This is a genomic window from Streptomyces sp. NPDC033131, from assembly GCF_055578365.1.
Genome location: NZ_JBVIPA010000013.1, coordinates 68,182 through 93,850, shown reverse-complemented (window position 1 = coordinate 93,850; position 25,669 = coordinate 68,182). Strand labels below are relative to the sequence as shown.

19 protein-coding genes and 2 pseudogenes are annotated in these 25,669 nt (G+C 70.4%); 8 read left to right on the top strand and 13 right to left on the bottom strand.

Annotated features, from left to right (window positions below; genetic code table 11):
* Positions 1–2,697 (bottom strand): ABC transporter permease subunit, encoded by a 2,697-nt coding sequence (locus ACZ5XS_RS18720; protein WP_468652566.1) that lies wholly within the window; start codon positions 2,695–2,697, stop codon positions 1–3.
* A 129-nt stretch (positions 2,698–2,826) separates the two neighbouring features.
* Between ACZ5XS_RS18720 and ACZ5XS_RS18715 the strand changes: the two genes are divergently transcribed.
* Genes ACZ5XS_RS18715 through ACZ5XS_RS18700 form a run of 4 tightly spaced genes read left to right on the top strand, consistent with a single transcriptional unit; the run spans position 2,827 to position 7,572 of the window.
* Positions 2,827–4,071: an ABC transporter substrate-binding protein gene (locus tag ACZ5XS_RS18715; RefSeq protein WP_468652564.1), complete on the top strand. Its 1,245-nt coding sequence runs from the start codon at positions 2,827–2,829 to the stop codon at positions 4,069–4,071.
* Between the two features lie 11 nt (positions 4,072–4,082).
* Positions 4,083–4,820 (top strand): ABC transporter ATP-binding protein, encoded by a 738-nt coding sequence (locus ACZ5XS_RS18710; protein ID WP_468652562.1) that lies wholly within the window; start codon positions 4,083–4,085, stop codon positions 4,818–4,820.
* 11 nt (positions 4,821–4,831) lie between these two features.
* Positions 4,832–6,175, top strand: a complete 1,344-nt coding sequence (locus ACZ5XS_RS18705; protein WP_468652559.1) for a hypothetical protein — start codon at positions 4,832–4,834, stop codon at positions 6,173–6,175.
* A complete protein-coding gene (locus ACZ5XS_RS18700; protein WP_468652557.1) occupies positions 6,172–7,572 on the top strand; it encodes an acyl-CoA reductase in 1,401 nt (466 codons plus the stop codon). The genes ACZ5XS_RS18705 and ACZ5XS_RS18700 overlap by 4 nt, the downstream gene beginning before the upstream one ends.
* 328 nt (positions 7,573–7,900) lie before the next feature.
* On the opposite strand, the gene ACZ5XS_RS18695 is transcribed toward ACZ5XS_RS18700, so the two are convergent.
* From ACZ5XS_RS18695 to ACZ5XS_RS18670, 6 genes and pseudogenes are all read right to left on the bottom strand, one after another.
* Positions 7,901–8,284 (bottom strand): DUF899 family protein, encoded by a 384-nt coding sequence (locus tag ACZ5XS_RS18695; protein WP_468652555.1) that lies wholly within the window; start codon positions 8,282–8,284, stop codon positions 7,901–7,903.
* Between the two features lie 26 nt (positions 8,285–8,310).
* Positions 8,311–8,715: pseudogene (locus ACZ5XS_RS18690) on the bottom strand (alginate lyase family protein); the annotation flags it as partial.
* A gap of 155 nt (positions 8,716–8,870) precedes the next feature.
* Positions 8,871–10,598 carry a glycosyl hydrolase family 28-related protein gene (locus ACZ5XS_RS18685; RefSeq protein WP_468652553.1) on the bottom strand — a complete coding sequence of 576 codons (1,728 nt, stop codon included), beginning with the start codon at positions 10,596–10,598 and terminating at the stop codon, positions 8,871–8,873.
* Positions 10,599–10,950: 352 nt separating this feature from the next.
* Entirely contained in the window at positions 10,951–11,244 is a 294-nt protein-coding gene (locus ACZ5XS_RS18680) for a hypothetical protein (RefSeq protein WP_468652551.1), read from the bottom strand.
* Positions 11,245–11,301: 57 nt separating this feature from the next.
* Positions 11,302–13,215 (bottom strand): glycoside hydrolase family 97 protein, encoded by a 1,914-nt coding sequence (locus tag ACZ5XS_RS18675; RefSeq protein ID WP_468652549.1) that lies wholly within the window; start codon positions 13,213–13,215, stop codon positions 11,302–11,304.
* A gap of 106 nt (positions 13,216–13,321) precedes the next feature.
* Complete coding sequence (locus ACZ5XS_RS18670; protein ID WP_468652792.1) at positions 13,322–15,658, bottom strand: glycosyl hydrolase family 95 catalytic domain-containing protein; 2,337 nt, start codon at positions 15,656–15,658, stop codon at positions 13,322–13,324.
* Positions 15,659–15,901: 243 nt separating this feature from the next.
* Between ACZ5XS_RS18670 and ACZ5XS_RS18665 the strand changes: the two genes are divergently transcribed.
* Entirely contained in the window at positions 15,902–16,582 is a 681-nt protein-coding gene (locus ACZ5XS_RS18665) for a polysaccharide lyase family 7 protein (RefSeq protein WP_468652547.1), read from the top strand.
* Positions 16,583–16,699: 117 nt separating this feature from the next.
* Here ACZ5XS_RS18665 and ACZ5XS_RS18660 read toward each other — a convergent pair whose 3' ends face one another.
* Positions 16,700–18,085, bottom strand: a complete 1,386-nt coding sequence (locus ACZ5XS_RS18660; RefSeq protein ID WP_468652790.1) for a Fic family protein — start codon at positions 18,083–18,085, stop codon at positions 16,700–16,702.
* A 117-nt stretch (positions 18,086–18,202) separates the two neighbouring features.
* Between ACZ5XS_RS18660 and ACZ5XS_RS18655 the strand changes: the two are divergent.
* Positions 18,203–19,239, top strand: a pseudogene (locus tag ACZ5XS_RS18655) (ABC transporter permease); the annotation flags it as partial.
* 158 nt (positions 19,240–19,397) lie between these two features.
* Complete coding sequence (locus tag ACZ5XS_RS18650; protein ID WP_468652545.1) at positions 19,398–19,925, top strand: hypothetical protein; 528 nt, start codon at positions 19,398–19,400, stop codon at positions 19,923–19,925.
* A 170-nt stretch (positions 19,926–20,095) separates the two neighbouring features.
* Here ACZ5XS_RS18650 and ACZ5XS_RS18645 read toward each other — a convergent pair whose 3' ends face one another.
* From ACZ5XS_RS18645 to ACZ5XS_RS18635, 3 genes are all read right to left on the bottom strand, one after another.
* Positions 20,096–20,653, bottom strand: coding sequence for a hypothetical protein (locus ACZ5XS_RS18645; protein ID WP_468652543.1), 558 nt, complete (start codon positions 20,651–20,653; stop codon positions 20,096–20,098).
* 278 nt (positions 20,654–20,931) lie between these two features.
* A complete protein-coding gene (locus ACZ5XS_RS18640) occupies positions 20,932–21,945 on the bottom strand; it encodes an RNA-binding protein (protein WP_468652541.1) in 1,014 nt (337 codons plus the stop codon).
* A gap of 143 nt (positions 21,946–22,088) precedes the next feature.
* Complete coding sequence (locus ACZ5XS_RS18635; RefSeq protein WP_468652539.1) at positions 22,089–22,979, bottom strand: NAD(P)-dependent oxidoreductase; 891 nt, start codon at positions 22,977–22,979, stop codon at positions 22,089–22,091.
* 228 nt (positions 22,980–23,207) lie between these two features.
* Between ACZ5XS_RS18635 and ACZ5XS_RS18630 the strand changes: the two genes are divergently transcribed.
* The gene (locus ACZ5XS_RS18630; RefSeq protein WP_468652788.1) at positions 23,208–23,543 is read left to right on the top strand and encodes a winged helix-turn-helix transcriptional regulator; all 336 of its coding nucleotides are present in this window, start codon (positions 23,208–23,210) and stop codon (positions 23,541–23,543) included.
* 164 nt (positions 23,544–23,707) lie between these two features.
* On the opposite strand, the gene ACZ5XS_RS18625 is transcribed toward ACZ5XS_RS18630, so the two are convergent.
* Together ACZ5XS_RS18625 and ACZ5XS_RS18620 are read right to left on the bottom strand one after the other, a co-directional pair.
* Positions 23,708–24,616 carry a 5-dehydro-4-deoxyglucarate dehydratase gene (locus tag ACZ5XS_RS18625; protein WP_468652537.1) on the bottom strand — a complete coding sequence of 303 codons (909 nt, stop codon included), beginning with the start codon at positions 24,614–24,616 and terminating at the stop codon, positions 23,708–23,710.
* A gap of 10 nt (positions 24,617–24,626) precedes the next feature.
* Complete coding sequence (locus tag ACZ5XS_RS18620; protein ID WP_468652535.1) at positions 24,627–25,658, bottom strand: 2-hydroxyacid dehydrogenase; 1,032 nt, start codon at positions 25,656–25,658, stop codon at positions 24,627–24,629.
* Positions 25,659–25,669: the final 11 nt, after the last annotated feature.

Here is a 25,669-nt window from a genome sequence, read left to right as displayed (position 1 = left end):
TCAGACCAGCGTCTCCGGCTCCAGGTCGCCCAGGTAGGCCGCCCGCACCGCCGGATCGCGCCGGACCTCCTCCGGCGTACCGGCGCAGATCAGGCGTCCGAAGTCCAGGACGACGACCTGGTCGCAGACGCTCATGACCATGTCGACGTCGTGCTCGACGAGCAGCACGCCCATGCCCCAGTCCTCGGCGAGCCGCCGTACCAGGTGGGCCAACTCCCGTGTCTCGTCGTCCGACAGACCCGCGGCCGGTTCGTCGAGGAGCAGCACGGACGGCGAGGCCGCCACCGCGCGGGCGATGGCCAGCAGCCGCCGTTCTCCGTACGACAGGTCTCCCACCGGCCGGTCCAGACTGTCCTGGAGACGGAACTCCCGTACGGCGACCAGCACATGGGCGGGGAGCGGGCGGCTGCCGGGACGGATCAGGTCCGTGAAGCAGGCCCACCGGCCGGGCCGGTCGCAGGCCGCGTACAGGTTGTCCAGGACGGTCATGTCCTCGAACAGCTCCAGCGACTGGAAGGAGCGGCTCAGCCCGGCGGCGGCCCGCCGGTGGACCGGCAGCCGGGTCGCGTCCCGGTCGCCGAGCCGGACACTGCCCGACGCGGCCCGGGTGAAGCCGGTGACCGCGTCGATGGCGGAGGTCTTGCCGGCGCCGTTGGGGCCGATGAGGCCCACCACCCGGCCCGGCTCGACGTCCAGCGAGAGCCCGTCGACGGCGACGACACCGCCGTAGCGGACGGTCAGATCGCGCACGTGGAGGGGGAGCGGTGCGGCGCGGGTCACGCTCGGGGCGGCTGCCGGCTCGTCCTTCCGGACGGTCGGCACCCGCTTCGGCGACAGCCTGCGCCGGATGCCCGCGGGCTGCTTGCCGAGCCCCTTGCCGATGCCGTCCTGGTTGCCCACCAGCGTCAGCACCAGGATGATCCCGCCGATCAGCGGCATCCACTCGCTCAGCCCGGGCAGCACCAGGTCCCCGAACCGGGCACCCACCGTGCCCGCGGCGAAGGTCGCGGCGAACAGCGGGCCGACGAGGAAGCCGACACCGCCGATGACCGCGAGGCCGAGCGCGGTGATGGAGTCGAAGCTGGCGAAGTCGGACAGCACGACCGAGGTCGAGCGGAACCCGGTGAGCACTCCGGCGAGCGCGGCGATGGCCGCGGACAGGCCGAAGGCGTAGAGCTTGGCCGCGCGGACGTCGATGCCGAGGGCGGCGGCGGCCCGCTCGTTCGCCCGTACGGCGATCAGCCGGCGGCCAGTCCGGCTGCGCCGCACGTTGGCGACCACGAGCGCGGCGGCGACGAACATCACGAGCACGACGGAGGCGTACCGCTGTGGATGGTCGACCCCGGAGACGCTGATCCCGAAGAGGGTCTGCTTGCCCACCGCGATGCCGTCGCTGCCGGGGGTGGTCGACAGATCGGTGTTCTGGAAGACCATCGCCTCCAGGGTGGTACCGAGGCCGAGCGTGATGATCGCGAGATTGACCCCTCGGGTGCGGACCGCCGGGAGCGCGAAGAGCAACCCGATCGGCACCGTGCCCAACACCCCCGCGAGCAGGGCGAGTTCGAACGGCCATCCCCAGTCGGCAGCCGCGTGTCCGGCGATGAAGGCGCCGGTTCCGGCCAGCGCGTAGGCCGCGAGGGAGACCTGTCCCGCGTAGCCGGTGACGACGACGATCGACAGGATGATCAGCGACAGAACCAGGGTGGTGGTGATGGCGTCGGCCCACAGCGGCGTCGACAGACTCACCAGCGACAGGGCGACCACGACGGTGACGGCAAGCGGTACGAGGCGCACCTTCCCGGTGCCCAGGGCGGGCAGCCGGTCAAGGAGCGTGCCGCGCAACGGCAGCGCCCGGCCGCGTGCGACCAGCACCAGGGCGATGAACAGGAAGGGGACCGACGCGGCGAGTCCGGTGACCTCGGAGCCGAAACGGGTCAGTTCGGACTGCACGATCCCGATGACCAGACCGCCCGCCAGGGTGACGGGGAACGACGAGAACCTGCCGACCAGGGCGGCGGCCAGCGCGCTCAGCAGGAGTGTGGTCAGCCCGGTCACCGACAGGCCGATGACCGGCACGATCAGGATGCCCGTCAGCCCCGCGAGCGCCGAACCCAGCGCCCAGTTGCCGGTGGCGATCAGGTCCGGGGACCAGCCGAGCGAGGCGGCGGCGCCCTCGTTCTCCGCTACCGCGGTGGTGCCCAGGCCGAACAGGGTGCGCCTGTAGAGGAGATGGAGGAGCACGGTCACGAGGACCGCGATGCCGAGCAGCCAGACGCGGTCCTCGGTGACCGTCGCCCCGGCGATCGTCAGCAGCTCGGTGGGCAGCTTGCCCGGCACCAGCTGCAGGCTGTCGCCGTAGCGTTTGACGGCGATCGCGGTGAGCACGATGAAGACCGCAAGGGTGCCGACCAGACGGGCCAGCGAGGACGCCCTGCGCAGCGGGCGGAGCACCAGCAGGTGCGTGAGCACGCCCAGCAGCGCGGAGAAGAGCACGCCGCACGCGGTGGCGGGCCAGTACGCCACGCCGTGCTGGGTGGCGAGCTCCCACTGGACGTAGGCGCCGGCCATGCCGATCGCGCCGTGCGCGAAGTTCAGGACGCCGGAGCCGCGGTAGACCAGCACGATGCCGTGCGCGGTGAGCGCGTAGAGCGCTCCCAGCCCCAGGCCGAGCAGCGCGAACCGCAGGATGTCGTCCATCGCGGAACCTCCCAGAGTTAGAGGCTAGACAGCACATTCATTTAAATAATTATGCCGAGAGTACTTCACTAACTCGAAATCGCACCCCATGCTGTTCGCCATCTCGACGACGAGCCCAGCGGAGGAACCATGAACGACTCACGCCGACGCAGAACCGCCACAGCGAGCTGTCTCGCGGTGACCGGAGTCCTGCTCGCCGCAGGGTGCGGGGGAGAGACGGCCGGCAGCTCCAAGACCGAGTCCACCTCCCTGAAGGGCACGCCGGTCAAGGTGATGGTCTGGGCACCGGAGGACACCCAGGGCAGCGCCCAGCCCGGAGTCCGGCTCACCGCCCAGGCGTACGAGAAGTGGATCAACGCCCACGGCGGGATCAAGGGCGGCCCGCTGAAGGTGCTGACCTGCAACGAGAAGAACGAGCCCGACGAGGCCGAGAAGTGCGCCCAGCAGGCGGTCGCCGAGAAGGTGATCGCGGTGGTGGGGTCCTACAGCCTCGCCGGTGACCGCTACATGCCCATCCTGCAGAAGGCCGGCATCCCGTACATCGGCGGGACCGGCGTCTCGGCCGCGGAGTTCTCCAACCCGCTGTCGTTCCCGGTCAACGGCGGCACCCCGGTGGTGTTCGCCGCACACGGCCGGCAACTGGTCGAGGAAGGCTGCAAGAAGATCTCCGGCGTACGGTACGACGTCGCCGCCGCCGCGATCGTCTCGCAGTTCCTCACCGTCGGTGTGACCTCCGCCGGTGGGGCACCGCCCAAGGACCTCAAGGTGCCGGTCACCGCCACCGACCTCGCCCCGCAGGTCGCCGCCGCGACCAAGGGCAGCGACTGTGTGGACGTCATCCTGGGCACGCACTCCGACCTCTTCGTGACGTCGTACGTGCAGTCCGGCGCCAAGACGAAGCTCGGCAGCGTCGTCGGCAACCTCACCCCGCAGCTCGCCGAAAGCACAGGCGGGAGCGCCAGCCCCCTCGAGGGCTCCGCGATCACCGGCTACTACCCGCCCAGCTCCGACCCCGCCTGGAAGGACTTCCTCGAAGCCACCAAGGGCAACAAGGAGATCGACACCTCCAACGGTGCCAACGGGACGACCTGGGTGGCGTTCAAGGTCTTCACCGAGGCGGTCAAGAATCTCCCGGCGATCTCGTCCAAGGCGCTCGTGCAGGAACTCGACACCACGGCGGGCATCGACACCGGCGGCCTGACCCCGCCGCTGACCTGGAAGCCGTCGACGGCCCTGCCGATCAAGGGTCTCAACCGCATCCACAACACCACCGCCACCGAAATGACCATGCGCGACGGGAAGATCGAGTGGGCCAAGCCCGGATCGACCTTCGTCGACGTCCGCAAGATGCTGACGGCCATGTCGTCCGGCTGAGAAGAGGGCCCGTGCACGACACCGAAGTGCCCCTGATCGCGACCCACGCCCTGTCCGCCGGGTACGGCAGTCAACCCGTCGTACGCGACCTCGACATCGAGGTCCGCCCCGGCGAGGTCGTCGCCCTGCTCGGACCCAACGGCGCGGGCAAGACGACGACCCTCCGGGCGCTCTCGGGCAGCCTGGCACCGATGCACGGGGAGGTGCGCTGGCTGGGCGAGCCCGGCCGCGCACCGCTGCACCGCCGCGCCCGCCAGGGTCTGGCGTACGTCGGCGAGCGGGCGGTCTTCACCCGGCTCGACACCGCGGACAACCTGCGGGTCGGCCGGGTGAAGACCCAGCACGCACTGGAACTCTTCCCCGAGCTCGAAAAACGCCTCAGGACCGGCGCCGGCATGCTGTCGGGCGGCGAGCAGCAGATGCTGTCCCTGGCCCGCGCACTGTGCCGTGCCCCCAAGCTGCTCCTCGCGGACGAACTCTCCCTCGGTCTGGCCCCGCTCGTGGTCGACCGGCTCCTCGGCGCGGTACGCGAGGCGGCGGACCGCGGCCTGGGCGCGCTGCTGGTCGAACAGCACGTGCGCAAGGTGCTGGACATCGCGGACCGGGTCTACGTCCTGCACCGCGGCCGCGTCACCATGACCGGCACCCCGAAGGAACTGCGCGGAAACCTGGACGCGATCGAGTCGTCGTACCTCGCGGAAGGGACCACGCAACGCACCGCGGAACAGACAACGTACGCAACTGATTGAGGTGAAACGCTGTGCCAGGCGCACGCGAGCAGATCCGGTCCCTCGTCCGATCCGGCGACACCTTCGACCAACCTGCCGCAGCCGTACGCGAACTGCAGCTCGACGCCGCACGGGAGGCCTTCGCCGTTCACCGCGAACGCATCCCGCTGCTGCGGACCCGGGCCGAGGAGACCGGCGTACACGAGATCACCGGTCTCGACGACCTCGTGCCGCTGCTGTTCTCGCACACCAGCTACAAGTCGTACCCCGTCTCCCTCATCACCGCCGGCCGGTGGGACCGGCTCCTGCGCTGGTACACCACCGTGTCGGCGGTCGAAGCCGGCGACGTCGACATGGACGGCGTACGCGACATCGACGAGTGGACCGAACGCATCACCGCAGCCGGCCACCGCCCCTACATCACCAGCGGCACCTCCGGAAAGGTGTCCTTCCTCAACTGCGACGCGAGCGACCTGGGTTTCCTGCACGACATCCTGGAACACCTCACCTGCTGGCCCGATCCGCTCCCGCCGAAACCCACCCGCCGCGGTTACCTGCTCGCCCCGGCGAGCGGCCCCATGCGCTCCGTCGACGGCTTCCGGTGGCACGCGGAGGTCTTCGCGCGACCCGGACAGACCCACCTGCTCACCGAGGACCCGATGCGGGTGTCCGAGCTGATGAGCAGCGCGCTGCTGCGCCGCCGGATGGCGGAGGGCACCGCGACCCCGCAGGAGATCAGCTCCTTCGAGGCCGGGTCCACGGCCCGCGAGGAGGAGCTGGGCGCGGCGGTCGAGAGGATCGTCGAGGACATCGCCGCGCACCGCGACGAGCCGTTGCTGATCGCCGGGATGAACAACCAGCAGTTCGCGTTGGTCCAGGCCCTGCGCGCCCGCGGAGTACCCGACGGGAGCCTCCACCCGGACACCCTGGTGCTCAGCGGCGGCGGCAACAAGGGCCGCGCGCTGCCCGACGACTACCAGGCGCAGTTCGCCGCCTTCTACGACGGCGTACGACGGGTCCGCAGCTACGGCATGACGGAGCTGCAGGGCTCCTGCCTCTCCTGCGAGAAGGGCAACTACCACGTGCCGCCCTGGGCGATCCCCCTGGTGCTCGACGAGGCCGGCGAGAAGCTGCTCAACCCCTCGGAGGGCGTCGTGGAGGGGCGGTTCGCGTTCCTGGACGTCTCCCTGGAAGGCCGCTGGGGAGGGCTGATCAGCGGCGACCGGGTCTTCGTGGACTTCTCCCCGTGCGACTGCGGCAGAGCGGGACCTGCCGTCCTGCCCGACATCCGGCGCTACGGGGACCTCGGCGGCGACGACAAGATCACCTGCGCCGCGACACTCGACTCCTATGTGCGGGGGATGATCCACGGATGAGCGGCACGATCATCGACGACACCCCAGCAGGCTCCGTGGCCGTCACCCACGTGATCCGCGGCGAGGTCGACCACGGCTCGCACACCACCCACGGCCGGCCGGGCGCGGCCTTCACCGCACCGGCACTCGACCTGGACCGCCTCGTATGGCCGCGCACCGGACCCGGTCCCGCCTTCCACGTGCCCGTGGCGGAGATCGTCGACCTGCTGGTCGAGACCGGCGAAGCCCTCAGGGCGGACCGCGAGGGCCTGCTCGCCGAAGCCCTGGAGCGGATGGTCCGGGTCAGCCCACTGCCCGCCGAGGTGCTCGAACGTGCCTACGCCGTACTGTGGCGCAGCTTCCAGCGCCCCGGCCTGTACGCCCAGATCGACCACGAACTCGGTGGCGCGGACGTCCTCGACGGCTGGCGCGACGTGCGGCTGCCCGGAGACCGGCTCGCGGCCATCCGCGCGTTCCCGCCGCGCCTGGTGCACATCATCGCCGGCAACGCACCCGGCGTCGCGGCGATGTCCGTCGTGCGCGGCGCGCTCACCAAGGGCGTCAACCTTCTGAAGCTGCCCTCGAACGACCTGTTCACCGCGACCGCGATCCTGCGCACCATGGCCGCGGTGGCCCCCGGCCACCCGGTGGTCCGCTCGTTCTCCGCGGTGTACTGGCGCGGCGGCGACGAGACGGTGGAAAGCGTGCTGTTCCGCCCGCAGTTCTTCGACAAGCTGGTCGCCTGGGGCGGCGAGGCCACGATCCGCGGTGCGCTGAGGTATGTCGGCCCGGGATTCGAGCTCGTGTCCTTCGACCCCAAGACGTCCATCTCCCTGATCGGCCGGGAGGCCTTCGAATCTCCGCACGCGCTGGCCCTGGCGGCCGACGCGGGCGCCGCCGACGCCACGTTCTTCAACCAGCAGGCGTGCGTGGCCAGCCGCTTCCAGTTCGTCGAGGGGTCCTGGGACGACGCGGACCGCTACGCCGCCCTGCTGTGCGAACGCCTCGGGGTGGCACGGGAGTTCAGCTCGGCCGGCGGCCCGCGGGTCCCGGCGGAACTGCGCGAGGAGATCGACGTCCTGCGCTCCATGGCGCCCGAGTACCGGGTGTGGGGCGGATACGACGGCCGGGGCCTGGTCATCCGCTCTCCCGAACCAGTGGACTTCCACCCCGACGGAAAGATCGTCGACGTCGTTCCCGTCGGCGCGCTGTCCGAGGCGGTCGCCCACGCCGGGGTCGCCACACAGACGGTCGGCGTCTACCCCGACACCCGCAAGGCGGAACTGCGCGACGCCCTCGCCTGTGCGGGCGTTCAGCGCGTGGTCTCGCTCGGCAGAGCGGGCGGCATGCCGCCGGGCCTCTCCCACGACGGCTTCTACCCGATGCAACGACTCATGCGGTGGGTGAACGACGAGTAGCGGCTCGCGCCGCGCCGGACCCGGGCCGCGAGGTCCGTGCCGGACGGGACAGGAGGCGTACCGGCAGGAGGCGCACAGAGCCGATGCGCTCGGGCGCGTACAGACGCGTGCTCAGCCCACCTCCGTGGGGCGGGCTCGCAGCGTCCGGTCGGTGTCCGGGGCTGGTCAGCCGGTCACCGGGTCAGGCTCGCCCTGTCCTTGCACCACGCCCGGTCACTGTTCCGCCTCGTGACTGGCACCGCGCGACGGCGAGCCCTGCGGAATGCCGGGGACCGGGGTTGTGTCGTCGCGCTGGGTGGGCAGCCATGCCCGGGGCACTGCGCAGTCGTCAGGCGTCGTATTCGTCGGGGATGCGCAGGGCGGGGCCGCCGAGGTGCAGGCCGAGGGGGACCGCTCGGTCCTTCGGCTCCTCCCATGCCTCTTGGCGGCCGAGCGCGGTGAGGTCGAGGTGGGGGTAGCCGCTGTGGAACTCCTCGATGCCTCGGCCGAACGTGGAGTAGGTGTGGAACACCTCGTCCCCGACGCGCAGGAACGTGCTGATGCCCGGCCAGTCGCCACGCATGCCCTCCGACCACGGCATCCCGGCCTCGGCCATCTCTGCCTCGGTGCGGTGATAGATCTGTACCGGTGCTCTCCGTTCGTCGACGGTCGCGTGGAAGTCGTAGTTGAAGTCGCTTCCGTACGAGGAGTACCAGGGGAAGGCCCAGCCCATCCGCTCGCGGAGCGCGGCGAGCTTCTACCGGTGTCGACCTCGGGGTTGCGTTGTCCGTCGCGCTGCACGTACGGGCAGCCCCAGGGGTTGTCGGAGGTCGGCGGCTGGGAGGGCCACCAGTACGGGGCCTGGCTGAGGTAGTCGTGGACGTCGCCACTGGGTGCCGGCCTGGGTTTGTCGACGACCGTCCAGGGGCCCTGGTTCAGCCACTTGTCAGCCCGCGCGGTCAACGCCCGTGCCGTTCGGCGCAGTTGGGGGTCTCCGCCGTCCAGACGGATCTTCGCCTGCTGGAGGTGGGTGCCGTCGAGGACGCCGGTGTGCGGTGCCTTGGGCACCGGGTGCGTCACCTTCGCCGTGGCAGTGGGGACGGCTCCGGCGGTGAACGCTGCCAAGGCTGCCAGGAGGACGCCCAGGCGGGGGCGAGCGCTCATCGGTCAATTCCGATCATGTATGTGAATTGGGGAGTCGGATCGGGGGTGCGCAGAAGCGACATGGCGCACCTTGCTGTCGTCGCCGGGAGAGGCATCGGCGTCCGTGGGCGGAGGACGGCCGGCGGGAGGCGCGCTCAACACCGCGGCGGTGGAGGCTAGATGCCTCGTCCGTCGTCTTCCGGCGCGGCCTTCAGCCTGCGCTGGGCCTCGTACAGGTTCTGCGGCCGTACCGCGCCGGGGTTGCCGTACAGCTCCAGACGCGTGTGCAGGTCGCCGGTGAAGTCGGGGACGTCGATCTGGTCGAACTCCCTGACCTCGTTGATGCCGACGGTGGCGGAGTACGGGGCCAGCGCGTCGATCTTCATCAGGCCCGCCCGGTCGTTCGTGACGCGAATGTTCCAGTGCGTGAAGCGGGCACCGAAGAGGGGACCCGCGGTCGCGTCACCACCGTGACGGCCGTTGTTGTTCACGGTGATGTCGGTGCGGACGTTGGCGAAGGGCATGCCGCGGTGACTGTCGAACGTGCCCATCCGCATGTCACCCCGCGACCACACGTTGTACGAGGACAGCCCCTCGACGTTGATGCCGTGCAGCTGGGTGCCGGGCTGCCCGGAAGCGGTGGCCTCTTCGATGGTGAAGTCCTCGAAGAGGTTGTCGTGCGATCCCTCGCGGCAGAAGTACGGATGGTGGGAGCCGCGGCCCGTGACCCGTGTCCGGCGCAGCGTGCAGGCGGACGCGGACACCAGGCCGAAGCCGTTGTCGGCATGACGGACCGTCACGTCGTCCACCCAGCAGTCATAGGCGCACTGCAGGACGACGCCGTTGTACCCCTGGTCGAGAAGGTGCGGCTGCTGAGGTGTCTCCACCGCCTCCAGGTTCAGGCCCTCGACGCCCGCGCCGGTCAGCGCCGGAACGTGGGTGGTGAGCCGGGGATCCCATTCCGGTCGTACGTCGAGCGGGAGGGGCCGTTCCAGCGTGACTCTCCGGCCGTGGACACGGACGATGCGGACCGGCCACTCGTAGGGGACGTAGGAGGTCAGCTTCGTCTTGTCGTCCCAGTGGTACGCCTCGGGGCCGGGCCCGCCGCCCGCCATGTGTTCCAGCAGGGTGTGACCGGGGTCGTCGGCGAGCCGGAGGAGGACGAGCATCCCGGGGCGCAGCCGGGCGGGGTCGGTGACCGTCACCGTCCAGGAGCCTTGCCTGGCCGGGGCGACGGCGGTGAGGGGCCGCCATTCGTCGCGCCGGTTGCCGGTCCAGCCCTCGAACGGCCACGCCCTGGCCCGGATCGCGGCGACGAGGGAGTTCCAACGGGCCTCGGGCGCGAGCCAGATGAGGCCGCCCGCCCAGGACCAGGACGACTTGTCGCCGCCGTAGCGGGAGCCGTAGACGCCGATCAGCTCGGTGAGGCTGCGCGTCGCGTACAGCGTCGTGCGGCCGCTTCCGGCGCCGCGCAGGACGACGTTCGAGTGACCGACGCGGATGACGTCGTCGATCCGGAGGGTCCCGGACGGGAGGGAGACGGTGCCGCCGCCTGCCTTGCCGGCGGCGGCGATGGCACGGTTGATCGCGGGCGCGGAGTCGACGGTGCCGTCCGCCCTGGCCCCGAAGGCGCGTACGTCGAACGTGAGGGGACAGCGGGGTAATCGCACCGTGCCGCTGCGGTAGCCCGCCCGGCCGACGTAGGGGATCTGCGGGTGGGTGCAGGGCGCTTGGGTGAACTCGCGCCATAAATGGGGGACTTCGCCGTGAGCGGCGGGTGCGGCCTGCGCCGTGCCGCCCCCGGCCACGGCGTAGGCCGCTGCGACCGCGGCACCGCCCAGTAGGTCTCGTCTCGTGATGCCGGTGTGCCGGTCTTCGCTCTCGGTGCCATGCAATGCGCTCATGTCCGCTCGCTCCTCCACAAGAATTCATGTAGATGAACAACGTTCATGGCTGTGCAGTGGCGTGAGCATGCCATGTTGGCTTCGGTGCGGGAAGAGGCGTGCATGGGCAAACTCGAACGAGACCGAATGGGGGCGCACTTCGAGATCGCCTGCACGGCCGGAGGCGCCTGCGAGGGTCGGCGAAAGGCGCATGCCTCAGCGCCCGGTCACTGATGACGAGCAGTGCGGGCGCGCAGGTCTGTGCGGTGTTGTGTTTCCGCCCCGGCGGGATGACTGGTGATCAGCCGCCGGGAAGCCTCACAGCGGCGCTGACGGGGGTCGGTGCAGCGGTGCCCGGGCGGTGTCCGGCGGGTCATGTGGCCTTGAAGGCGCCACGATAGTTTTCGCGGGCCGGACCGTGCCCGGTTGCGAGGCGCTTCTGTCCCTCGGGCATGGGCAGGACCGTCAGTGCGGTGTCTGCGATGTTCCGCAGCGTCTCCGGGTCCAGACCGGCCTTGCCTACCGCCTCTATACCGCGGACCACCGTAAGCAGCAGTGCCGCCAACCGCTCCGGATCCGCAGCGCTGTCGATGTCGCCGTGGCGCTGGGCGGCGCTGATCTCCGTCCGCAGCAGGTTGAGCAGTGCCGTCATGGTCTCGGCCGACACGGCCGGGGCGGACGCCCACCGCGGGGCGGGCAGTTCGCCCCGCGGTGGGCGGAGCGCTCAGCGGTAGCAGGTGGTGAGGCCGGGGCGCCAGGGGCAGGCGATCCCGGCGAAGCCTCCGCTGTCGACGACGTCGACGCTGAGCGTGTCACCGCCGCGCAGCACCTGACGGTCCTTCACGAGCCCGTCGGCGCCGTCCCGGACCGTCTCGACCAGCCACCGACCGGGGCCGAAGGCCAGCGGCACTCCGGCCGTGCGGGCGGCGCCGGCGTACACCCCGCCCAGGAACCAGCGGTCGCCGCTGCGGCGGGCGAGGACGGCCTCCTGGCCGGGCAGGCCGGCGAGCAGCCGGGTGTCGTCCCAGGCGGCGGGGACCTGGTCGAAGAAGTCACGGGCGAGCGGCCGGGCGTCGTACGACTCGGGGGTGCCGGCGAACATCTGCTGACCCGACTCGTAGGCGACACTGAGCCCGACCTCGGCCGCGTCCGAGTTGGGGCGCAGGCCCACTCGCTGGAAGGCGCCGGGGGTGAAGTCCATGGAGCCGATGACGTTGCGGGTGAAGGGCAGGGTGGTGAGGTGGGCGGCGGTGTTGGTGCGCTTCTCCTCGCCGCTGACGCCCTCCAGGGTCATGACCTGCGGCCAGGTGCGCTGGATGCCCTTGGGGATGGTGGAGCCGTGGAAGTTGACCATGAGGTGGTGGGCGGCCGTCTCCCGGAGGATGACGTCGTACCACTGGAGCGTGGACTGTGCTTCCGAGTCCATGAAGTCGATCTTGACGCCCTTGACGCCCCACCGCTCCAGAGTGGGCAGCCACTGGGCACGTTCCTCGGGCGTGTCGAGGTCGCGCTGGTGGATCCAGACGATGATCCCGACGCCCTTGGATCGGGCGTGGTCGACGAGTTCGGGCATCCAGCTGTTGGTCTGCCAGTTCGGGTCGGTGGTGTCCCACTCGTCGGCCTTGAAGTACCAGCCGGCGTCGACGGCCTCGTAGGGCCAGTTCCGCTCGGCGGCGTAGTCGACGTACGCCTTCTGCGCCGCGAGGCTCTGACCGGCCTCGCGGCCGCCGGCGAGCCAGGTCCACAGCACCGTGCCGGGCCGGACCCACGAGGAGTCGGCGACCTGGGAGGCGGGGGCGAGATCGTCGGTGAAGGTGGACCGGGTGACGGTGGCGAGGTCGCCGGTCACCATGGCCCGCCAGGGAGTGGCGAGCGGACCGTCGGTCCGGACCCGGTCGTCGGCGAGCTTGATCCGGTAGGTGCCGGTGCCCTGGTCGTGAGCGAGCCGGGCGCCGGAGTACGCGCCGGTGAGGTCGGACTCGGCGAGCAGGGTGTATCCGCCGTCCGTCGCGAACAGCGCCTGGTGCGAGTACGCGCCGGTGGGGGCGGTCGCGGCGGTGTACTGGGCGAACCGGCCCTCGTTGTCGGCCCGGTAGGTGCCGAGCCACGCGCTCGCGTCGGGCGTCAGGTTGAACGCGGAGGTCTCGCCGAGCACGTCGCCGTACCCGGCGGGCAGGACGTACCGGTAGGCGACGCCATCGGCGGAGGCGCGGACGACGAGGTCGAGGCGGGCGCCGGAGGAGGTGGCGAACGAGAGGCGGGTTTCGTTCATGAGGGCCCGGCGTTCCAGCCGTTTGCCGGACTTGGTCCGGTACCGCTCGTCGACGAGCCGGTCCTTGCGGTGCAGGAAGCGCAGGCCCTTGGACAGGTCGGCCCGTTCGGTGACGATGCCGACGGGTGACGGCTCGATGACCGTCCGGCCGCCGCGGGACACCGACAGGCTCAGCGTGCCGGCGGTCGCGTCCAGGGACACCTGCGCGCGGGGTTCACGCGCCGCCGCGCGCTCGGGGCCGGACACCGCCCAGACGCGCCCGGCGGTACCGGCGTCCTGGTCGGCCCGCGCGGGCACGGTCGTGAAGAGTGTGGCCATCAGTCCGGCGCAGAGCGCGGCGACCGCGGTTCTGATCGGAACCGCCATGGGGCCCTCCCGGGGGATGAGGTGGGGTGTCGGTCGAGGTCGTGCCCGGCTCACCGGGGTGCGGGATGCAACGGCGGCCGGACGGGTCCCTGGATGGGTGCATGCGCTACGGCAGGCCCCAGGCCGGGCCGGGTTCGCTGACGGCGACGGGCGCGATGGTGAGGTCGGGCCGTCTGCCGGAGTGGACGAGCACCTCGCGGCCCCGGGGCAGGTCGATGGCGAGAGTGCCGTCGCCCAGGTCCTGGGTGCGGGCCGGGGTGCCGTCGTCCAGCAGCACGGTGAGGGGCCCGCTGAGGCCGTGGCGGAGTCTGAGCGGCTCGCCCGCCAGGCTCCTGACGCGGATGAACCGGGTCGCCCCCGCCTTACGGACGGCGCTGACCAGGAAAGCGCCCTGGGTACGGAAGTCGTGCAGGGTGACGTCCGCCCAGGCGGACGGGACGGCCGGGAACACGCGGATGACGCCGCCCCAGCTCTGGCAGAACATGTCGTGCAGGGACTGCGAGGCGGACAGCGGCGTCTCGATGACCGGACCGGCCTCGGTGTAGTGCGTGTTGGCCTGGCACGGGTAGCGGGTGGTGGGGTCGAAGAACTTCCGCAGGTAGGTGATCGCGGTGTCGCCGTCGCCGGTCATGGCGTACATGGAGGCGGCCCCGGTGTAGCTGTAGCCCCGGTGGGCGCCGGCCAGCGCCTGCCAGCGGACCACCGACTTCGTGATCAGGTCGCGGTTCTCGGGCTGCTCCCAGTTGACGAGGTACAGCGGGTACACCATCAGCAGGTGCGAGTAGTGGCGGTGCGACTGGGCGTACGGGGTGCCGGCGCCGATCATGAAGCCGTTGTCGTCGACCGGGTACGGCGTGAGCTTGGCCAGCACCTCCCGCCAGCGCGGGACCAACTCGTCGTCGACGCCGAGCACTTCCGCCGACTCGATGAGGGTCTGGCAGCCCCAGCGGATCAGAGCGAGGTCGTAGTTGGTGTCCTGCGGTGGCACCACCGGGTACTCGGGGGAGAGCGTGCTCGGCAGGTGGAGCTTGCCGTCGCTGCCCGGGGTGAGGAAGTGCAGGTAGTAGTTGATCGCCCGGCGGAGCACCGGGAAGACCGTGTCGCGCAGCAGCGACTCGTCCATGGAGTGCCGGTAGGACAGCCACACGTTGTGCAGTGCCCAGGTGAGATTGCCGGCTTCGTTCCCGGCGCCCGGCACCGCGACAGCGCGGGTGGCGAACATGTCCGAGCTGCGGCCGACACCGGAGCTGTCCGAACGGTAGGCGGCCGGCACGTTGGCGATGAGCTGTTCCTGGTTCTGCCGCAGCGTGGTGGCGAGCGAGTCGAGCTCCAGGTGGTTGGCGCCGTGGATGAGCCAGTACTCCAGCTGGACGTTGAGGTTCCACCAGACGGCGGGCCAGGGTGTGGGCTCCAGCCACGGCCCGGAGGTGGCCATGACGGGGCCGCCCGCGCGACTGGCGGAGGCCACCTTGTAGAGCTGGATCCAGTAGAAGCTCTGCAGGCGCTCATCGGGGAGGGAGGCGAAGCTCTTCTGGTAGAAGGCGTGCCACCAGGGGGTGTGCCGTCGCCTGAGGGCCCTGTACGACGTGGCGCGCCGGAGGTTACGCAGTGAGGCGGCCTCGGCGGCGGTGTCGGAGGGGAAGCTGTGTCCGACACTGAGCAGCAGATCGTCGCCGGCGCGGCGGTACGCGGTGGCGGTCTGGCCGCCGCCGACGAGGGGTTGGAGCACCTGCTCGGTACCGTCGGGGGCGGTGCGGGTGGTCCAGGGCGGGTTGACGGTGTAGTCGGCGGGCGGGGCCTCGCTGATGCGCCGGGGGCTCATCGCCTCCTCGGGGTGGAACGTCCACGTGACCTGTTCGCCGCCGTCGGCCGTCACACGGGCGGCGAAAACCTCGTCGTGGATGAGAGCGGCGAGGGTGAGGGTGCCCGCGGTGGTGGTGACGGTACCGGTGAGCTCGGCGTTCCACAGGCTCAGCCGCCAGTCGACGGAGGTGATGGTGCCGACCGGATCGAGGGTGAGGTGTCCGACCGGCAGGCGGCAGGTGCCCCAGCTGCTGCCCAGCTCGGGCCGGTGGTCCTGGACACGTCCGTGCTGGACGGTGAAGCGGATCCGGTTGGCGCCCGGCTCCTGGTAGACCATGCTGCCGAGCAGTCCGTCGCCGAGGAACGGGCCTTCGTACCAGCGGGTGGGCAGCCTGGTCCACAGCAGGTCCTGGCCGCGCAGGAACGTGTCCCAGGCGCGGTCGGTGGTCATGGTGTCGCGGAGTCTCCAGGGGCGTCTGCCGCCCGCGGCCACTGGCATGGCGTCTGCCGACTGCTCGGCTGACAAGGGCTGTTCGGCGTGTGCCGTTCCGGGCAGGGCCGCCGCTGCCGCTCCGCCCAGCGCGGTGCCGAGTACGGCTCTGCGGGGCACCGGCGCATGCTTCCCCGGCTGCGAGGTCATCATCGTCCTCCAGACCTGACGGATCATCGATACATCGGGTGTATCGGGAACCTAAGCATGTGCCATGCATCTGTCAATGACCTTAACAGTCCCGTATTTTCGGCCAGACCCTGCGCGTCGATGGGCGGATTCGGACTTCACGCCCACATCGTCCTCCTTGGTCGAAGGCCTTGACTCCTCCGATGTATTGGGGTTGCCTGCGTTCGCATTCCGCAGCCTTCTCCCTCACCGGAAGGACACACGATGAACAGGAGATCCGTCTTACGCACAGGAGCCGGCCTACTGGCCGGAGGCGCCACGCTCGCCCTGTCGCCGGCCCCGCTCGCCGGTGCCGCGCCGGCCGCCGACCCGACCGACGGCTGGACGCAGACCTCGTTCACCTACAGCTGGCAGAAGCCCTGGAACCTCGACCTCGGCGACCGGCACAGCCACAGCGGCGGCGTCCACCGCATGTGGGTGTACGCCACCGACGAGCCGTTCGAGCAGGGCAGTTCGACCGACCCACGCACCGAGATGCGCTGGAGGGCCGACTACACCACCGGCAACCACATGTGGGACGCCGACGTCTACATCCCGTCCGGCACCGACGGAGCCTCCTTCGTGCAGACCCTGCGGAGCGTCCGCCCCTCGGGCACCCCCGCCACCGACATCATGCTCAACGCCTACAACACCAACGGCGGGACCGTGCGGCGCTACAACGGCACGGTGCTCAAGACGAATGCCTACGACACCTGGTTCAACGTGAAGATCGCCCACCAGGCGAGCAGCGGGACCGGGACCATCAAGGTCTACTTCGACGACTCCCTCGTCCTGACGGTCGACGACCGGGGCCCCGCCACCCGCTACTTCAAGAACGGCGTGTACCACCACGGCTCCGGCCGTGCCGAGGCCCGCTTCCGCAACATCCGCTACTGGAAGAGGTGACCTCGGCGCAGGCAGATCCGAGCGCGGTCCCCGAGTCCCGCAGGAGACTCAGCCGGCCTTCGCGGGCGTGGAACCGGGGGACGGCCGCCACAGGGGCCGTCGTCGTGAGCGCAGCCGCTAGGAGTCGGCAGACGTGGTGTTGCGTCGGGTCTCCACGAGGTGGATGTCGATGTACCGGGCGAGGGTCAGTGCGTCCCGGGGCTCGTCGGCCTGGAAGGTGACCCGGCGCAGCAGGCTGACGCCGTCGAGCGCGACGCCTGCGCGGGCGAGGACGAAGACGAGGGCGAGGAAGGCGGATCGGGCGTTGCCGTCGTCGAAGGGGTGGAAGAAGCAGACGTCGAGGTAGGCGCGTGCGGCCCGGGCGGTGAGGGCAAGGGGCCGCTCGGCGTCCTGCGCGCTCTCGGCCAGGCAGGCGTCGAGGCGGGCTCGGGTGTCCGGACCGATGCCGTAGCGTTCCCGGCCTGACTTGGCGAAGGCCGGCAGGTCGCGGAACGGCGGCGCCTGCGGTGTGCCCAGGACGTGTTGCTGGCAGCGCCTGAGCAGTTCGAAGTTCAGCAAGGCGCCGTGCGCCGCGTCCGCCCGCAGCAACTCCAGGGCGGCGAGCAGGCCCTCTGCACGGGCGGAGTCCAGGGCGCCGTCGAAGGCTCGGATGTCCTCCGCCGCGCCGTCGCGTGACGGGGTCGCCGGTTCGTCTCCGCCACCGTCCGGGGCTTGGTGCCACGGCACGGTCTCGCGCACCGCGAGCCAGCGGCGCAGATGATCCGGTGCGGGCCCGGTGGGTCGTGCGCCGTCGTCCGGCCGCAGCGACAGCGCGAGATGCTCTGCGACGTCCTCGACCAGCGCCGGGTCGGGGCCGGTCCAGCTCGCGAACCGCCCGCCGACGGCCTGATCGACCAGCTCCTGCGCGAGGTCGGGTGCGACGCCCCAGCGGCTGAGGAACCAGGTGAGCACCTGACGGCAGTGCCCGTGCCGGCCGCTGCCGCATCCGGTGCGGTCGGTCACCTGCAGGATGAGGTTCCGGGCGGCGCGCTCCCACAGGATCCGCTGCTCCCCGACGTCGGCCAGGTCCAGCGGGTACGCCTCGAACCACCTGGCAAGGCTCTCCAGCCACTCACGCCATTCGCACAGTGCCGTGACGGCACGGTCGAGCGTCTCCTCGGGGGCGGTGATGGAGTCCCGCGGGCAGCACCAGTTCCCGACCGGTCCTCCGTCGAAGTCCCCTTCGTCGTGCGACCAGCGCCAGCCCACGGTCCAGCGGCCGTAGTGCTCGGCGAGGGCGTATGACATGGCGTCGGCCCAGGGCTCGCCCTCGTTCCAGCTCCAGTCGTGCATGGCCGGGTCGCCGAGGGGGATTTCGGGGCGGCTGGGCACCCTCCGGGCCGGCCCGAGCGACCGCACCACCTTCGCCGCCGCCGCGCTGTCGAAGGGATGACGGGCAGGATCTACATCGTCCCAAGTCAGAAAACGGGGGGCCAGTTCGACAATCACCGCGCAAGCCTGCATGTCCGCCCGACGGCAGTTCAAGCGGATTACCACAGGACCGGAGTGCTGGAAACGTGCGGGGCGAGCTCCCCGTGACCGCTGCGGCGCTCGAAGTGCCACTGCCGCCCCCGCCAGCCACTGCTCCCGCAACTCCTGCCGACCGTCGTGTCGTTGGTCGGAGGTGCCGTCGCGGTGGAGAAGATCTTCAACATTCCGGGGCTCGGCCGCCTCGCCCTGGACGCCGCCATCGCCCAGGACTTCCGCCCCTGCAGACCGCCGCCCTCGTCCTGATCCTGCTCGGCACCACCGCCGGCCTGCTCATCCAGGCCGTGCGTCGCGCTCTGCTCGGCCCGGCTCTGCGGGACGGGGCCCTGCCCGCCCTGCACCCGCCGGCCCTCCCGCGAAGCCGTCGCGGTCACTGGATCGCCGGAGCCTGCGCCGCCACGCTGCTCACCATGGTCATCGCCGGACTGCTCCGAGATCCTCTGCACGTGGACACGGCGGCACGGCTGCTGTCGCCCTCGCCCGCACACCCGTTGGGCACGGATGCGCTCGGCCGTGATCTCCTGGCCAGGCTGGGCCACGGGGCGCTGCGTACCGTGGGCGTGGCCTTCGCGGTGACGGCGGTGTGCACCGCCACCGGGCTGTTGCTCGGCATGGCGGCTCAGGTGGGGGCGGGCCTGACGGAGACGGTGTCGACCCTGCCGGCAGTCCTTGCCGGCATGCTGGCGACCGCGGTGACCGGCCCGTCCGTGTGGGGTGCCGCGGGTGCGGTCTGCCTGGTCGGCTGGACGCCCTACGCCGCACAGGCCGCGGCCCTGCTCGAACAGGAACGAGCCAGTGGCCACATGCTCGCGTCCCTCTCCTTCGGCGCCGGCCCGGGATATCTGCTCCGCCATCACCTGCTGCCCGCAGCCCTGCCCGCCGTACTGCGCAACGCCCTCCTGCGCCTGCCCACCACGGTCCTCGTACTGGCCTCCCTCGGCTTCCTCGGACTGGGTGAGCAGCCGCCCACCGCGGAATGGGGCCGCCTTCTGTCGGAGAACCAGCCGTACGTGGAACTGGCGCCCTGGACCGTGCTCGGTCCAGCGGGCGCGCTCGTCCTGCTTTCCGTTCTGGCCGTATCCGGTACCGCCGCGGGCCGGAGCAGCGCCCGACGAACAGCCAACCGGTGAGAGCAACACGGCCGGCCCGATGGGCGGCCGCCGCCCCATCGCACACGCGCAGAACTGACAGGTCCTCTCCCCTCACCATGGGACAAGCTCGTTAGGCTTGGATGATGGGGAGCTTCACCACACATCACCTGCGGACGCACGACCGTACGCGTTCACCGGTGCAGCGCTTCGGGGCACTGCGCACGTGCATCACGGAGTTCGCCCCCTACGGGTTCCGCGCGACCTATCACCACCTGTGCCGCAGCGCCGGGATTCCGGCCCAGCCCGAGATGGACTCGGAGGCGGTGGTGCGGGCAGTCGAGGAACTGCACGCCGCGCGGGAAGTCTGGCTGGGGCAGTTTCGTGAGTGGCATGCCCGCCGCCGTGCGCAGAAGGCCGCGGGTATGCGCACTGCCAACCCACCCGAGCCACGACGCCGGCTCTGGTACCCCGATCCGGAGTTCCACCCGGCCGAACCGCTCACGGCAGTCATGCCCCGCATCCTGCGCGCCCCCTCGGGGGATCTGACCGAATGCCCGGTCTGCCGAGCGGACCACGGTACGAAGTCCTGGCATGACGGGTTCACGGCACACGTGCTCTGCGCGGGATGTGGGGCAAGTCTCGCCGGACGGCCCACCCAGCCCGCCCCCGGGGTCGAGGCCGCCCGCGCGGAACGCTGGAACCTGGTCTGGAAACGCCAGGTGTGAGAACGGGCCGCCGCCGCCCCTCCGAACGCGTGCCGTGATTGGCGCTCCGGGCGGGAGTCGTCCACCGCGAGCGCCTTCGCGCAGCGGACGGCACCTGGCTGGACTGGTATGCCCGGGGCCTGCGCGACCAGCCGTTCATGGGGTAGGTCCGCTGCGCGGAGGCGGGAGGGTCAAAACCCGACCTGTGCCCTCCTCCACTCCACTTCCTCGGCAGTCACCGGGGCGTGAACGCTGTACACGTCGCCGACCCGCAGATTGTCCGGGGTGCTGTACTCGCCGTAGGTGCCTATGACGGAGACGGCCACGTGGGAATCGGGCTGCCAGAAGGTACGGAAATACGGGGCGTTCGCCGGGATTTCCGGGATCTCCCACAGGGGGACACCGCGGCGCACCAGCAGACGTTGCAGCTTTTCGAACCGAAGTCTGGGAGTGAACCGCCCGTACCGGGCGCGAAGCGTGTTGTTGACGAGGGTGCGGTCCCGGTACGCGAGCCGGTGCACCTGCAGAGTGAAGTGGTGGCCCGACCAGGGGTGGTGGGCGGAAGCGCGGTCCCAGTAGAACTCGGCGAGGCCGTAGTCACGGCACATGCTGTGGTCGCCGAACGTGTCCTCGGCGAAGTCCGACCCAAGGACCTCGGTGACGTGGTCGGGAGAATCCGTGAAGCCCACGCCGAGCAGGGTGCCGGTGGTGACGACGTCCACGTAGAACGCCAGGGAATGCGGGGTCACGGCTGGTCCTCGCTCGATGTGGTGTGGTCCAAGGTGATGTGGGAGACGTCCCGGCTCAATCGGACGGAGTGATCGAGGATTACACGCCGAACCACTGCTCGGCGCCGTGCGACGGTTCCGAGCTCAGTCATGCCGGTCAGCCAATCAGCCGGCTCGGCACCGCGGCAACCCCGGTTCCCGAGGCGGTCGTTCCATCGGCTTCGACGGCGAGCACCGCAACAAGCGGCCGCCCCGCGGCCCTCACGGTCTGGCCTCGCACATGATCTGGGAAACAGTGCCTAGTCGTCCTGATCGTCCTCAGTGAGGTCGGTCTGCCACCGCACCCGTACCACTCCGTCGCTGTCCGGCATGACAGCGGTGCAGAGAGGCAGATCCTCGCCCGCATACCCGGACTTGAGCGAGGCCGCGGTCGCAGCGGATATCAGGGACGACAGCTCGGGGAAGGCGGTCTCGTCGCAAAAGACGCTGCGGATACGGCCGTCCCTGTCCTGCCAGACGCCTTCGACGAGGCCCTCCGCGGGGAAGGAGGCAAGGACTGAGTCGATGTCGGAGGACAGGGGCGGCCACGCGGCCAATCGAGCACGGGGTGCCAGGCCTGCGCGCACCGTGTCGATGGTGTCGCAGGTGAGACGGTGCCAGCGCGCGGCACCTACAACGTAGGTCTCCTCCAGGACCCCGACGCGGCCGGTGGCTACCGCCCGGCGCACCCCGTCCCAGAAGGCGTCGTCAGCCGCCCGCGGACGGTCTGTCCCCTCAACCTCCCAGCTGATGTCGTAAGGGGAGGACGCCAGGCGCTCAGGGAACAGCCCCAGCGCACTGGTCTGCGCCAGAGCCGCCTCGCAGGGCCGGCTGCTGCCGATGTAGAGGTACTGGTCCCAGCCCACGTGAACCGTGAATACGTCCTCGACTTCCAGTCGGCACCATGCCCCGTTGTCGCGGAGCATCCCCCTGACCAGTTCGAGGCCCGTGTTCAGCGGCACCTGTGCCCCGTCGTGGAAGCCGGGCGGGACATCTGGCTCGGACGAGCCATGCCGAGCGGACGGGAAGAGGCCCTTCAGTCCAAAGCCGTCCACCACCGGTTCAAGCCCGAAGTGCACAAAAGACGAGACTTGCGGCTCCCGTATGACCAAGTGGCCGACGCCGGTTTCCGCGGCGAATGCCGCGACCGCCTGGAGGTAGGACGCCTCGACCTCGCCGTGGTCACTGCGGGTGTCCTCGGCGCCCGTGTAGTGCCCGTGTTCGTCACGGTCAGCAGGATCGTACTTCGTGACGCGGTAGACGTAGGCCGGCATGACCCCACCCTTTCTCGGATACCCAACCCCAGCCGGTGTCGCGGGGGTGGGGTGGGGGACGGCTGTAGTTGAGCGTGCCCGGCCTGCGCTCCGGGTGGCTGGGTGATTGTTCCGCTTCCTCGCACGTTGCGTGCGGTGCCGGGTTATGCGGTCGGCGCCGGGTGCTTGAGTACCTCCGTCAGGGCGGAGATGCTGTGGTCGCCGTAGCCCGCCTCGACGGCTCGCTCAAGCAAGTCATGGAAGGGCTTGTGCCACTCCATGTCGAGGTTCGCTTCCTTGCCGAGTTCCTCGTCATGCGCGGCTCCAGCCAGAAACAGACTTACCGAGGACGCAGGCTTGCTGTAGTCGCCGCGGTCGATCTCCTCTGCGAAGACCGGCAGCACCGAGTTGATCATATCGAACCACTTGATGGTGAACCGCACCATTGAGGCCACCTCAAGTCCACGCGCCTGCACCGCTGCCGCACCCTGGAAGAAGCCGACGAGCGCAGGCAGCAGGGTGCCACCCACCGCCATCTCGTACCAGGCGGCGAGATCGGCGTCGGTACCGAGATAGACGGTGTCACCGCCCAACACCCGCAGCGTCGACGCGAACTCCTCGAAGACGGTGCTGTCGCCGCCGTAGTACAGGAGGGTGTCCTCGGCTCCGACGGCAGACGGCACGTTCTTGATCGCCCCGCCGAGGTATCGCGCCCCGTGGCCGAGCGCCCATTCGGCCATCCGACGGGCACCGGCCGGCGAACCGCTGTTCAGGCTCACCAGAGCCCGCCCCTCGAGCGTGGCAGCGGCCGGTTCCAGGGCCTCGACGGTGCTCTCGTATGTGGTCAGACAGACGATGACCAGCGGACTCGCCGCGACTGCCTCGTCCATCGTCTGCGCGTGAACAGCACCCTTGGACACGAGCGGCACGGCCTTCGACGGTGTCCTGTTCCAGACGGTGGTCCGGTGTCCGGCGGCAATGAATGCCTCAGCCAATGCGCTGCCCATCGAGCCCAGCCCGGCGACGGTCACGGGAGTGCGGTGGTGCCCGGTCATAGGTTTACTCCTGCCTGATGCCGCTGCATCTGAAGCGCACTATGGGTCGAATTTCCGTGGCATCACACGGAGTTGCTGCCCTCCTTGTGCGACGCCTGATCCATGCTGCGGCGCCACCAACATTTCTACAAGTACCTACAATTCTGTCTGGTACCCACAGTTTTGTTAGGGGGAGTGCTGGTGCGGAAGCGGAGTTATACCTGCGGCCTGGACGCTGCCATCGACGTCATGGGAGGAAAATGGAAGGGATTGATCCTGTTCTGGCTCGGGGAGGGGCCGCTGCGCTTCGGCACGTTACGCCGGACGGTGGTCGGCATCAGTGAGCGGATGCTGATCCTGCAGCTGCGGGAGCTGGAGGCCAGTGGCCTGGTGCACCGCGAGGTCCATCACCAGGTGCCACCGAAGGTGGAGTACTCATTGACCGAGTTCGGCCACTCGCTCCTTACCGCTCTCACCCCACTTGGCCAGTGGGGCGAGGACCACATAGAGCGTCTCGAAGCCCTCCGTGAGCCGGGCGCACGGGAAGGCGGTCAAGATCACCGCGGCGACGCCTCGGCCCTTTGACCTACTGCCCGGCTCGCAAAAGGCTCCCCCTACGTTCCGCCCGTACCCCTGGGCGTTGTCCTCCACCGAATTGGCCCGCAACTCCTCCTCCCACACCATCAGCCGAGGCACCGGTCCTCGCCCGGCATCGGCTGTGCCGGCGCCGGCCGTGCCGCAGCGGCCCGTCAGCCGAGTACGGCACGTCCCTCGGCGATGATGGCGGCGAGTTCCTCGACCTCCGGGTCGGTGAGGGGCGTCAGCGGCGGACGGACCGGACCGGCCTTGACCCCGGAGAGCGTCACGCCCGCCTTCACCAGCGACACGGCGTATCCCGGCACCCGTCGGCGCAGTCGGACCAGGGGATGGAAGAAGGTCCGCTGCAGCGCGTCGACCCGTGCCTGGTCGCCCTCCTCGATGGCGCGGTGGAAGGCGAGGGAGATGTCCGGCGCGAAGGCGAAGGCGGCCGAGGAGTACAGCTCGACGCCCAGTGCCCGGTACGCCAGTTGGCTCGCCTCAGCCGTGGGCATGCCGTTGAAGAACTGGAAGCTCTTGCCGGACGCGCTCAGCGCGTCACGTACGGCGGGGACGATCCGCGCGACGAGGTCGAGGTCGCCGGTGCCGTCCTTCAGGCCGGTCACGGTCGGCAGCTGGGCCACCTCCGCCGCCGACGCCTCGTCGAAGCGGGCGTTCGCCCGGCTGTAGACGATCATCGGCAGGTCCGTCTCCTGGCCGACCGCACGGGCGTAGGCGACGAGCCCCGCGGCGGGTGACTCGACCAGGTAGGGCGGCATGAGCAGGAGGCCGTCCGCGCCGGCCTCGGCCGCGGCACGGGCGAACTGCCGGGCCAGGCCCAGAGCGCCCCCGGCTCCCGCGTACACCGGGACCCGTCCCGCCGCCGCGTCGACGGCGGTGCGCACGACCGCGGCGTACTCCTCGCGGTCCAGAGCGTGGAACTCGCCGGTGCCGCAGGCCACGAACACGCCGCCCGGTCCGGCGTCGACCCCTGCCGTGACGTGCCGGTGCAGAGCATCGAGGTCGACGTCACCGGTGGTGGTGAAGGGAGTGACGGGGAAGAAGAGAACACCTTCGAGCACGAGTCGATTCCTAACGGGTCGGGGAGGTGGGAGAGGTGGCAGGGGTCGCTGTCGAACGGCCGTCTTCCACGGCCTGGTGATCACCGGCGTGCACCACGTTGACGAGCGGTTCTCCGCGTCGCAGGCGCCCGATGTTGTCGGCGATCTCCGCCGCACGCGCGGCGAAGGTGTCGGTGGTGTGACCCGAGTGGTGCGGAGTCATCAGCACGTTGGGCAGCTCGTGGAAGGGCAGTCGGCTCGGTGCCTGGGGCGGGCCGCACCACCACACGTCGAGCGCGGCGCCGCCGATGACACCGGAGCGCAGTGCCTCGTACAGCGCCTCCTCCTGCACGACCGGCCCCCGCGCCACGTTGACCAGCAGGGACCCGGGCCCCATGGCGGCCAGTTCGGCCGGTCCGATCAGTCCGCGGGTGGTGGGGTCCAGGGGGACCGTGACGACCACGACGTCGGACTCGGTGAGGAGTTCGGGCAGCCGGTCGTTCCCGCCGACCCAGTCGGGCCGCAGGTCCGACGGGAACGGGGCGGAGGGGTCGCGCCGCACGGCGCGCACCCGCAGGCCGACCGCCTGACACAGCCGGGCGACCTCGGTGCCGGTCTCGCCGAACCCGATGATCCCCACACGGCGGTCCCGCAGCGTCGTCCCGAAGGGGAGCCCGGGGTCCACGGCCATGTTGCGCCATCGCCCCTGGCGCAGGGCGCGGTCGGCGCCCAGCACGTCGCGGGAGAGCATGAGGACGGACATGAGGACGTACTCGGCGATGGAGCGGCCGTGGTGGTGGGTGGTGGTCACCGTGACTCCGGGGCCGAGCGCGGCCAGCGGGATGCCGTCGTAGCCGGCGCCGACGACATGGATGAGCCGTAATCGCGCGGCCCGCCGGGCGTCCTCGGCCCGCAGTCGCGAGCCGACGTAGACCTCGACGTCCGGGAGGGCCTCGGAGATGCGCGCCGCGTCCCAGTCGCAGGCGTCCAGCCAGTCGTGACTGCCTTCCGTACGCGCCTTGAGCGGCTCGTGGAACCGGCTCAGGATGCGGTGATTGAGCATGATGCGCACGA

Excerpts from the sequence above, each read along its gene's own strand:
- ACZ5XS_RS18720 (WP_468652566.1), bottom strand. The coding sequence starts at position 2,697 with ATGGACGACATCCTGCGGTTCGCGCTGCTCGGCCTGGGGCTGGGAGCG.
- ACZ5XS_RS18715 (WP_468652564.1), top strand. The coding sequence starts at position 2,827 with ATGAACGACTCACGCCGACGCAGAACCGCCACAGCGAGCTGTCTCGCG.
- ACZ5XS_RS18700 (WP_468652557.1), top strand. The coding sequence starts at position 6,172 with ATGAGCGGCACGATCATCGACGACACCCCAGCAGGCTCCGTGGCCGTC.
- ACZ5XS_RS18695 (WP_468652555.1), bottom strand. The coding sequence starts at position 8,284 with ATGGGCTGGGCCTTCCCCTGGTACTCCTCGTACGGAAGCGACTTCAAC.
- ACZ5XS_RS18685 (WP_468652553.1), bottom strand. The coding sequence starts at position 10,598 with ATGAGCGCATTGCATGGCACCGAGAGCGAAGACCGGCACACCGGCATC.
- ACZ5XS_RS18675 (WP_468652549.1), bottom strand. The coding sequence starts at position 13,215 with ATGGCGGTTCCGATCAGAACCGCGGTCGCCGCGCTCTGCGCCGGACTG.
- ACZ5XS_RS18670 (WP_468652792.1), bottom strand. The coding sequence starts at position 15,658 with ATGACCTCGCAGCCGGGGAAGCATGCGCCGGTGCCCCGCAGAGCCGTA.
- ACZ5XS_RS18665 (WP_468652547.1), top strand. The coding sequence starts at position 15,902 with ATGAACAGGAGATCCGTCTTACGCACAGGAGCCGGCCTACTGGCCGGA.
- ACZ5XS_RS18660 (WP_468652790.1), bottom strand. The coding sequence starts at position 18,085 with ATGCAGGCTTGCGCGGTGATTGTCGAACTGGCCCCCCGTTTTCTGACT.
- ACZ5XS_RS18640 (WP_468652541.1), bottom strand. The coding sequence starts at position 21,945 with ATGCCGGCCTACGTCTACCGCGTCACGAAGTACGATCCTGCTGACCGT.
- ACZ5XS_RS18635 (WP_468652539.1), bottom strand. The coding sequence starts at position 22,979 with ATGACCGGGCACCACCGCACTCCCGTGACCGTCGCCGGGCTGGGCTCG.
- ACZ5XS_RS18630 (WP_468652788.1), top strand. The coding sequence starts at position 23,208 with ATGGGAGGAAAATGGAAGGGATTGATCCTGTTCTGGCTCGGGGAGGGG.
- ACZ5XS_RS18620 (WP_468652535.1), bottom strand. The coding sequence starts at position 25,658 with ATGCTCAATCACCGCATCCTGAGCCGGTTCCACGAGCCGCTCAAGGCG.